Source organism: Aminobacter sp. HY435 (assembly GCF_027568395.1).
Taxonomy (GTDB): Bacteria; Pseudomonadota; Alphaproteobacteria; order Rhizobiales; family Rhizobiaceae; genus Aminobacter.
In genome coordinates this window covers 309,682-318,488 of sequence record NZ_JANKZL010000003.1, presented here as the reverse complement: position 1 = coordinate 318,488, position 8,807 = coordinate 309,682, and the positions used below count along the sequence as shown (strand labels likewise).

7 protein-coding genes and 1 tRNA gene are annotated in these 8,807 nt (G+C 63.9%); 3 read left to right on the top strand and 5 right to left on the bottom strand.

Going from position 1 to position 8,807, the window contains the following annotated elements; all coding sequences use genetic code 11:
• Nucleotides 1-106 precede the first annotated feature (106 nt).
• The 3 genes from PCJ21_RS04975 to PCJ21_RS04965 form a co-directional block, all read right to left on the bottom strand.
• The gene (locus PCJ21_RS04975) at nucleotides 107-1,645 is read right to left on the bottom strand and encodes a DUF6538 domain-containing protein (protein ID WP_269930269.1); all 1,539 of its coding nucleotides are present in this window, start codon (nucleotides 1,643-1,645) and stop codon (nucleotides 107-109) included.
• 147 nt (nucleotides 1,646-1,792) lie between these two features.
• Nucleotides 1,793-1,866: transfer RNA gene (locus tag PCJ21_RS04970), tRNA-Gln, on the bottom strand.
• A 114-nt stretch (nucleotides 1,867-1,980) separates the two neighbouring features.
• Nucleotides 1,981-2,925: a lysylphosphatidylglycerol synthase transmembrane domain-containing protein gene (locus tag PCJ21_RS04965; RefSeq protein ID WP_269930268.1), complete on the bottom strand. Its 945-nt coding sequence runs from the start codon at nucleotides 2,923-2,925 to the stop codon at nucleotides 1,981-1,983.
• Nucleotides 2,926-3,214: 289 nt separating this feature from the next.
• Between PCJ21_RS04965 and PCJ21_RS04960 the strand changes: the two genes are divergently transcribed.
• Both PCJ21_RS04960 and PCJ21_RS04955 read left to right on the top strand, forming a co-directional pair.
• The gene (locus PCJ21_RS04960) at nucleotides 3,215-4,558 is read left to right on the top strand and encodes a Ppx/GppA phosphatase family protein (protein ID WP_269930267.1); all 1,344 of its coding nucleotides are present in this window, start codon (nucleotides 3,215-3,217) and stop codon (nucleotides 4,556-4,558) included.
• Nucleotides 4,555-5,277, top strand: coding sequence for an RlmE family RNA methyltransferase (locus PCJ21_RS04955; protein WP_269930266.1), 723 nt, complete (start codon nucleotides 4,555-4,557; stop codon nucleotides 5,275-5,277). The genes PCJ21_RS04960 and PCJ21_RS04955 overlap by 4 nt, the downstream gene beginning before the upstream one ends.
• On the opposite strand, the gene PCJ21_RS04950 is transcribed toward PCJ21_RS04955, so the two are convergent.
• Complete coding sequence (locus PCJ21_RS04950) at nucleotides 5,272-6,687, bottom strand: MFS transporter (protein WP_269930265.1); 1,416 nt, start codon at nucleotides 6,685-6,687, stop codon at nucleotides 5,272-5,274. The genes PCJ21_RS04955 and PCJ21_RS04950 overlap by 6 nt on opposite strands.
• Nucleotides 6,688-6,725: 38 nt before the next feature.
• Complete coding sequence (locus tag PCJ21_RS04945; RefSeq protein ID WP_269930264.1) at nucleotides 6,726-7,004, bottom strand: DUF898 family protein; 279 nt, start codon at nucleotides 7,002-7,004, stop codon at nucleotides 6,726-6,728.
• Nucleotides 7,005-7,299: 295 nt separating this feature from the next.
• Here PCJ21_RS04945 and guaB point away from each other — a divergent pair, with 295 nt between their 5' ends.
• A complete protein-coding gene (gene guaB, locus PCJ21_RS04940; protein ID WP_269930263.1) occupies nucleotides 7,300-8,802 on the top strand; it encodes an IMP dehydrogenase in 1,503 nt (500 codons plus the stop codon).
• Nucleotides 8,803-8,807 lie beyond the last annotated feature (5 nt).

Sequence of the window (8,807 nt, the reverse complement as noted above, 5' to 3'; positions counted from 1 at the left end):
CGCAACACGCTCACGAAGATCAAGCGAATAGGAACGGGTCATCGCAAATCACCTCCAACCGAAGTGAATCACGAAATCCAGTTCTCAGGAATCCCATTCGATTCAATCAGAACGCTCGCCGCTCTAGCCCCGCGATCTCGTATCGCCGGGGCCCCAGATAGACAAAGAGCATCGGCAAGAAATAGTTTGCGCTGTGATACACTTGGTCGCCGGCTGCCCCCTGCTTTTCGGCGCTTTGGCATCCAGTGAACACTGCCATGTCGAAAAGCGGTTTGAGACGCGTCGCGTCGGGCTTATCCGTGAGAGCGCGCAAATCGCCTGACTTGAGCTTTGGCGGCCGCAGGCCATCCATGCTGAGGTCGGTCACCGCGAACCCATGCCCGCGCACGTTTCTCAGAAACTCGCCCAGGTTCGTCAGGTGTTTGCGGATCGTATTGGAATCGAGACCAATTTTCGGCGGTTCCTGGTTTCGAGTCTTTGCGATTTCGACCTGGCGCGCCGCGGTCTCGCGCAACTCCCTGGTGGAAAGGCGGCGCAACCGGGAGCTCTGGCCATATTTGGTTGGAATCTCGTCAAAATGTTCGCGCAGCCGTCCCATGTGAAACTGGGTGATCTCGGCGGAGGTCTTGACGCCATGCTCTTCGAGGATGCCAACAAACGTTCCGACAATGACGCGTACGTCCTGGGCTGTCTTGCGCTCCCAGTTCCTCTTGCCGTCGATCAATTTTTGGCAGCGCGTCATGAATTCGGTGACAGGGAGCGGTATGCCTTTCGGGGGTGGCGCCGAATGCGAACCGAGCGGTGCCGCGTACTCGGCCGCGACCTCGGATTGCTCGGGCTTCAGGTGCTGGCCTTGGACTCGGGTTCCAGAAACCGTGGGCGAGGGAGGCTGTTCGATGACTGCCGGCTGCGTGGCGAGGGGCTCTGCTGTGGTAGGAGCCCCCTTGTGAGCGGCAGCATCTTCGTCGGCCAACAGTTCGGCGTCGCTTGATCCTTCCACCTCCGGATACCGCGAGGGTGCCGCGAGCAGCATGTCGGCCTTGGCGCGCATCAGTTGTGCTGTCGCGCGTTCGCGGTTGATCAGCGTGTCGGCGATCCCATGCGCTGCCATGTCGGCGACGAGCGCCTTTTCGAAGTGGCTGTGCCGACAGCCAGCCTGCTCCTGCGTGAACGCAGTTGCGATCGTGGCAATGCTCGGTTCTGGAATGCTGGCGCGCTCGAGCGCTGACCGTCCTGGGCAACCCGGTTCGAAGGAGAGCTTGCGCATCGTGCCGAACAGCTCGATCAGGCGGTAGGCCCATCCGATCTCGATATCGGCTCGGGCCGAAAGCGCGGCGTCCGACCCCACGCGCCGGGCAGCGAACTGCAGATTGTCGAGATGCTCGCTCATGCGATCCGCTTCCGTGCGGAAGAGCGATTCGAGCTGGTCCTTCGTCGTCACCGCGGCTCCTGGCGTCAGCTTCAACTCATGCAACAGCGTGTTGAGGCGCCGCGCCATGTACTGGGCCTTCTTATTGTCAGACTGGTGGAGACTTAGTGAAAGGTGCCGTTCCGCAATTTCCGGGAACTGGCGCGGAATGCGTGGCCGCCAATGGAACATGTTGCCCCGGCGGACGAGATTCTGGATTTCGTGACGTCTTCCCATGCCGGACTGCCTTTCGCGTCTGAAGGGCATGGCAGTCCGAATGTGCGCAGCCCTGTGCCTCAGTTGTGTGCACAATCGCGGAAAGGCATCGAAAACGGATTCGCAGCGATCTGATCTTCGAACGATTTCAATGGCTTGGAAATTGAATGGCTGGGGAACCTGGATTCGAACCAGGACTAACGGAGTCAGAGTCCGTGGGTCTACCGTTAACCTATTCCCCAGCAAGGCCGATTTGGTTTCGGCCGCGACGCAGTCATCGACAACGCCGCCGGTGCGCGCCTTGTACCCGGAGCCGAAAAATAGTCAACCCCGTCCTGACAGGCAATTCTTGATTTTCATACATCCCCTTCGCGCTGCCGTCGGCCGAACTGCGAATGCTCGAAGCCGAGCACCGCGCCGATGCCGAGGATCAGCGGAATGATCAGGTAAAACAGCCGGAAGACGAGCAAAGCGGCAAGCACTGCCGCAGGGTCCATCTCCGACAGGCCGGTCAGGAACACCACCTCGAGCACGCCGAGCCCGCCCGGCGCGTGCGAGGCCTGCGCCACGGCGAACGAAAACAGGAAGATGCCGAGGACGATGACGTAACCCGGATTGTGCTCGGCCGGCAGGGCGAAATAGATGATCGCGGCGGCGGCAAGAATCTCCAGCGGCCCGACTGTCAGCTGGCGCGCCACGATCGGCAGGGCAGGGTAGTGCAGGCGGAACTTGCCGATGGCCAGCGGCTTCAGGTGCAGCCAACTGCCGAAGATGTAGGCGGCGACGAACAGCAGCATGGCGATGCCCAGGCCGATCCACCAGCCTTGATGGTTGCCTTCGGTGTAGCGGTCGAGGAGCCCCGGTTCGAGCAGAATCACCACCCCGCCGACGAACACGCTCGACAGCACGAAGGTGAACCAGCACACCGCCACCAGCACGCCGACGTCCTGGCCGGTCAATCCCTTGGTGCCATAGGCGCGGTAGCGTATGACGGCGCCCGAAAACACCGAGCCGCCGATGTTGTGCGACAGGGCATAGGTGGTGAACGAGCAGACGGTGACGAAGAGCCAGTTCACGCGCTTGCCGATGTGCAGCAGTGCGATGTGGTCGTAACCGGCGAGGGCGGCATAAGCGACGATCGAACTCAGCGCTGCCAGGATCCAGCCGTGCGGAGGAATAGCGGTGAGGCCGCTCCAGACGTCGTCGAGGGAAATTTCACGCCACTCGTGATAGAGCAGCCAGCCGGATACGGCGACGGCTCCGAGCCCGATGACGGGCCAAATGTAGTCCTTGATTCTCATGCGGCGGCGCTAACCTCTCCTTTCGGTCCGGTGTCATGGAGCCAGCGGCGGCCAAGGCTGCCACCCATCTGGTCGACCTGTGTTTCAGATGTGCCTTATCAAAGCCGGCTATTCAACCCGATGGCGGCTTTTCGCCGGTCAGGCCGACCGGGAGCCTGGCGTCGGCAAAATTACGCCCGGCCGGGCCTTGGTGATCCGGCCGCGCGCTGATAGTCTTGCGCCAACACAAGATGACAAGCGCGTGCAGCGTCCATAACAGGTTCGCGCGGCGCCAGAAGGAAGTTGCAAGGTGAAGGACCGCGAAGCCGGCGCCAGCGCGCCGGATGCGGGTGTCTCCGGGGATGATCCGTCGCCTCACGGCGGCGAGCGGCCCCGGCTGAGCCGCCAGGCTGCCGTGCTGTCTGGTCACGGCCATGGCAATGGAGACGCCACGCAACCCAAGGCAAAGACCAGGAAGAGACGCAAGCGTCGCCGCGGCCGAAAGGTCTATGCGCGTGACGGTGCGCAGCCCGTGGCCGGCGAAACCGTTGCCGCGCGGCAACCTGCGCCTGTCCAGAAAGCTGCGCCGCCGCTTCAGGCCGCCAAGGCAGTCGCGGGCGATGCGCCACGCGCTCCAGGGGTGTCGGATCTGCCTGTCTTTGCCGCGCTCGATCTCGGCACCAACAACTGCCGCCTGCTGGTGGCGGTGCCCGGGCGCCCGGGCCAGTTCCGCGTCATCGATGCGTTTTCGCGCATCGTGCGGCTCGGCGAAGGCCTGTCCGCTTCGGGGCGGCTGAGCCGGCCGGCGATGGACAGGGCGGTCGAGGCGCTCAAGGTCTGTTCCGACAAGCTGCGCAACCGCAAGATCAGGAAGGCACGGCTGATCGCCACGGAAGCCTGTCGCTCGGCCGCGAACGGCGCCGAGTTCATCGATCGCGTCGAGCGCGAAGCAGGGCTGAAGCTCGAGATCATCGACCGCCAGACCGAGGCACGGCTGGCCGTGTCCGGCTGCGGATCGCTGATCGAGCGCGACACCGACGGCGTCGTCCTGTTCGACATCGGCGGCGGTTCCTCCGAGATCGCCCTGATCGACGTGTCGCGCCATCGCTCGCCGCGCCTGGCCAACCACATCGTGTCGTGGACCTCGCTGCCGGTCGGCGTCGTGTCGCTTGCCGAACGTTTCGGCGGGCGCACGGTGACGCCGGAAATCTTCGCCGCGATGGTCGAGGACGTCGCTGCGCGATTGCGCTCGTTTGACGGCCGCGACCGGCTCAGCCATATCGTGTCGAGCCCGAAATTCCATCTTTTGGGCACCTCGGGCACGGTGACGACGCTTGCCGGCGTGCATCTCGAACTCGATCGTTACGACCGTCGCCGCGTCGATGGCCTGTGGATGGATGGCACAAGCGTCGACCGCATGGTCGAAAAGGTGCGCGGGTGGGATTTCGACCAACGCGTCGCCAATCCCTGCATTGGCGCCGACCGGGCCGACCTGGTGCTGGCCGGCTGCGCGATATTGGAGGCGATCCGGGCGGTCTGGCCGTCGGAACGGCTGCGGGTAGCCGATCGCGGCTTGCGCGAAGGCATTTTGAGCGAATTGATGGCCGATGACGGCGTGTGGCGCCGCAACTGGCGGAACGGACAGCGCGTATGACGAAGAAACCGACCAAGCCGGAAGTCGCGGCGGGCGCCACGCGCGTCCTGCGCACCAAGATCAAGAAGAAGCGCGGCCTCAAGGAATCGTCGCGCCGCTGGCTCGAGCGCCACATGAACGATCCCTACGTCCAGCGCTCGAAGGCTGACGGCTACAGGTCCCGCGCGGCCTACAAGCTGATCGAGATCGACGACAAGCACCACCTGCTGAAACCGGGCATGAAGATCATCGACCTGGGTGCTGCGCCCGGCGGCTGGTGCCAGGTGGCTGCGGCCCGCACCGGCTCGACTGCGGAAAACCCGCATGTCGTCGGCATCGATTATCTCGAGATGGACGCGGTTCCCGGCGCGCCGGTTCTGTTGCTGGATTTCCTCGACGATGATGCCCCGCAGCGGCTTTCGGAAACGCTGGGCGGCGCACCCGACGTGGTGCTGTCCGACATGGCGGCGCCGACCACCGGTCACCGCCGCACCGATCAAATCCGCACCATGCATCTGTGCGAGGTGGCGGCCGATTTCGCCATCTCGGTGCTGAAGCCGGGCGGCCACTTCCTGGCCAAGACCTTCCAGGGCGGAACCGAAGCCGATCTTCTCAAGCTGCTGAAGCAGAATTTCCGCACGGTCCATCACGTCAAGCCGCCGGCTTCGCGCGACGAATCGGCCGAGCTCTATCTGCTGGCCAAGGATTTCAAAGGCCGCAGCGATCCCGCCGCGTCATGATTGCTGTGGGGCGCCCGCGACGTCACGCGGTTGCCCCTTGCCCGAAATCTCTCCGCCGGCGTCATGCGCCATCCGGGCGAATATGAATGTCGGCAAGACGGTGATCACCGCGATCACCAAGAACGCGAAGGTGAAGCTGGCGCCGCCGACGGCCTCGCCGGTTGCCTGCGACCACAGCTCCAGCGCCAGGCCGCCGATGGTCACGCCCATCGCCAGCGAAATCTGCTGCGCCACCGCCGCGATGGCCGTCGCCTGGCCGTTCTGGGTTGCGTCTAGATCTGCGAACACCAGGGCGTTGGACGAGGTGAAGAACATCGAGCGCAGGAAGCCGGAGACAAACAGGATCGACAGCATCAGCGGGTAGGGCGTGTGGACGGTGAAGAAGCCGAAAGCCGCGATGGTCAACGCCGTGGTGACGGAGGCGGTGATCAGCACCACCTTGAAGCCAAGATGCCTGAGGATCTTCGGCGCGACGAACTTCATGGCCAGCGCGCCGGCCGCCGAGACGAAGGTGATCATGCCCGACTCGAACGGCGACAGGCCGAAGCCGAGTTGCAGCAGCAGTGGCAGCAGGAACGGCGTCGCGCCGATGCCGATGCGAAACAGCGATCCGCCGACGATCGCGGTCCGGAACGTCGGAATGGCGAACAAGTTGAGCTGAAGCAACGGATTTGGCTTGCTGCGCGCGTGCCGGACATAAAGCCAGCCGCTGATGAGGCCGACCGAGACTGCAATGGCCCCGATGAACGGCGGCAGCGCCGGCAGGCTGATCACGGACAGACCGAACACCACGCCGGACGCCGCGATGGCCGACAGGACGAAACCGACGCTGTCGATCTGTTGCGCCGGTGCCCGTTCGATGTCGGGCAGGTAGCGGCCCGACATCCAGATGCCGAGAAGGCCGATCGGCACGTTGACAAGGAATATCCAGTGCCAATGCAGGTACGTGGTGATGAAGCCGCCCACCGGCGGGCCGATGAGCGGCCCGACCAGCGCCGGGATGGTCAGCGTCGCCATCGCCGACACCAGTCCGCTCTTGGCGGTGGTGCGAACCAGCAGCAGGCGCGCCACCGGCGTCATCATCGAGCCGCCCATGCCCTGCAGGAAGCGGGCGCCGACGAACTCACCGAGCGAATTCGCAAGGGCGCAGCAGATCGATCCCAGGATGAACACGCCGATGGCGCAGCGAAACACCTGCTTGGCGCCGTAGCGGTCGGCCATCCACGCGCTGATCGGAATGAAGATGGCGAGCGAGACGAGATAGGCCGTCATGGCCAGCTTCAGCGCGATCGGGCTGGTGTTCATGTCGACCGCGATTGCCGGCAGCGACGTCGCAATGATCGTGGAATCCATGTTTTCCATGAACAGGGCAACAGCGAGCACAAGCGGAGTGACGCGGTTCTGGGACATTGGTGAAGCCTGTATCGCCGAAATGGCGTTTGCGCGGGTCAGGTAGCATCTAAGGCAAGCGCTGTCCGTTGCCAGTGCCGTCTGGCCCAGTCAGTTGCCGCTGTTGATCTCACCAGCATCGCGATCACGGTGATGCGACGGATCAGAATACGCCACGGATGGGGGTGGTAGCCAAAGGTCGCATCGGCAAGATGGGTGTTGCCGTAGAAATAACGTTGGCGTCCAACTTTCACCAACGCCGAATAGATGCACAGGTTAGGCATGGTCGAAGAGGAATCGGTGCTCCAGGTGCCGAAGTATTCGTACTGTGTCGGCAAAGGCGAATTGCTCGCGCTGGATGGCGTGACTTGGCGAAGCCTGCGGCTGCAGTTCCGACAAGTCAATCATCTTGCCTTGTCGTCTCCCGCAACTGCCGCCGTCAGCCGTACTTTACCCCACCCTGACGCGAACCCGAGCGGAGACAAGCAGGCACGCCACAGCCTTGCGGCATTGCACCGCTTTTCATCAGCGCAAAGACGTGTTACCAGCCACCGCCAATCCTGAAAGGGAAAAGACGAGTCGGCGCTGCATACCATTGGTTCCAGCGTTCCTTCATGCATTCCGAGGTTGGCCATGGCGAAAATCATAGAATCTTCCACCGGCGCTCTGGCGCTGACCTTTGACGACGTGCTGTTGCAGCCCGGTCATTCCGAAGTGATGCCCGGCGAGACCGACATCAGCACCCGCATCGCCGGCGACATCGACCTCAATATCCCGATCATCTCGGCCGCCATGGACACGGTAACCGAAGCGCGCCTGGCGATCGCCATGGCGCAAGCTGGCGGCATCGGCGTCATTCATCGCAATTTCACGCCCGCTGAACAGGCCGAGCAGGTTCGCCAGGTCAAGAAGTTCGAATCGGGCATGGTGGTGAACCCGGTCACGATCGGGCCGGACGCCACGCTGGCCGACGCGCTGACCCTGATGCGCACTCACGGCATCTCCGGCATCCCGGTCGTCGAGAATGGCGGCACCGGCGGCCAGAAGACCGGCCGTCTGGTCGGCATCCTCACCAACCGCGACGTTCGTTTCGCCTCTGATCCGGCTCAGAAGGTCTATGAGTTGATGACGCGCGAGAACCTGATCACCGTCAAGGAGACGGTTGAACAGGAGGAGGCCAAGCGCCTGCTGCACCAGCACCGCATCGAAAAGCTGCTCGTCGTCGACAAGAGCGGCAACTGCGTCGGCCTCATCACCGTCAAGGACATGGAGAAGTCGCAGCTCAATCCGAACGCCACCAAGGACGCGCAGGGGCGTCTGCGCGCCGCTGCTGCCACCAGCGTCGGCGACGACGGTTTCGAGCGGGCCGAGCGCCTGATCGACGCCGGCGTCGACCTGTTGGTCATTGACACCGCGCATGGCCATTCGCAGCGCGTTCTCGACGCCGTTACCCGCGCCAAGAAGATTTCCAACTCGGTGCGCATCATGGCCGGCAACGTCGCCACTGCTGAAGGCACCCAGGCGTTGATCGACGCGGGCGCCGATGTGGTCAAGGTCGGCATCGGGCCGGGCTCGATCTGCACCACCCGCATTGTTGCCGGCGTCGGCGTGCCGCAGCTGTCGGCGATCATGTCGGCAGTCGAGGCCGCCCAGAAGTCGGGCGTCACGGTGGTTGCCGACGGCGGCATCAAGTTTTCGGGCGACCTCGCCAAGGCGCTTGCCGCCGGAGCGGGTGTGGCGATGATCGGCTCGCTGCTCGCCGGCACCGAGGAAAGCCCCGGCGAGGTCTATTTGCACCAGGGCCGCTCGTTCAAGGCATACCGCGGCATGGGGTCGGTCGGCGCGATGGCACGCGGTTCGGCCGATCGCTATTTCCAGGCCGAAGTGCGCGACACCCTCAAGCTGGTGCCCGAGGGCATCGAGGGCCAGGTACCTTACAAGGGACCGGTCTCGGGCGTGCTGCACCAGCTCGCCGGCGGCCTCAAGGCGTCGATGGGCTATGTCGGCGCACGCACGCTGGCCGACTTCCGCGATCGCGCCACCTTCGTGCGCATCTCCAACGCCGGCCTGCGTGAGAGCCACGCCCACAACGTGACCATCACGCGCGAGAGCCCGAACTACCCCGGCGGGGTCTGATCCGC

What these genes read in the sequence shown, in the direction of transcription:
- PCJ21_RS04950 (WP_269930265.1), bottom strand. Translation starts at nt 6,687, where the DNA reads ATGTCCCAGAACCGCGTCACTCCGCTTGTGCTCGCTGTTGCCCTGTTC.
- PCJ21_RS04955 (WP_269930266.1), top strand. Translation starts at nt 4,555, where the DNA reads ATGACGAAGAAACCGACCAAGCCGGAAGTCGCGGCGGGCGCCACGCGC.
- guaB (WP_269930263.1), top strand. Translation starts at nt 7,300, where the DNA reads ATGGCGAAAATCATAGAATCTTCCACCGGCGCTCTGGCGCTGACCTTT.
- PCJ21_RS04965 (WP_269930268.1), bottom strand. Translation starts at nt 2,925, where the DNA reads ATGAGAATCAAGGACTACATTTGGCCCGTCATCGGGCTCGGAGCCGTC.
- PCJ21_RS04975 (WP_269930269.1), bottom strand. Translation starts at nt 1,645, where the DNA reads ATGGGAAGACGTCACGAAATCCAGAATCTCGTCCGCCGGGGCAACATG.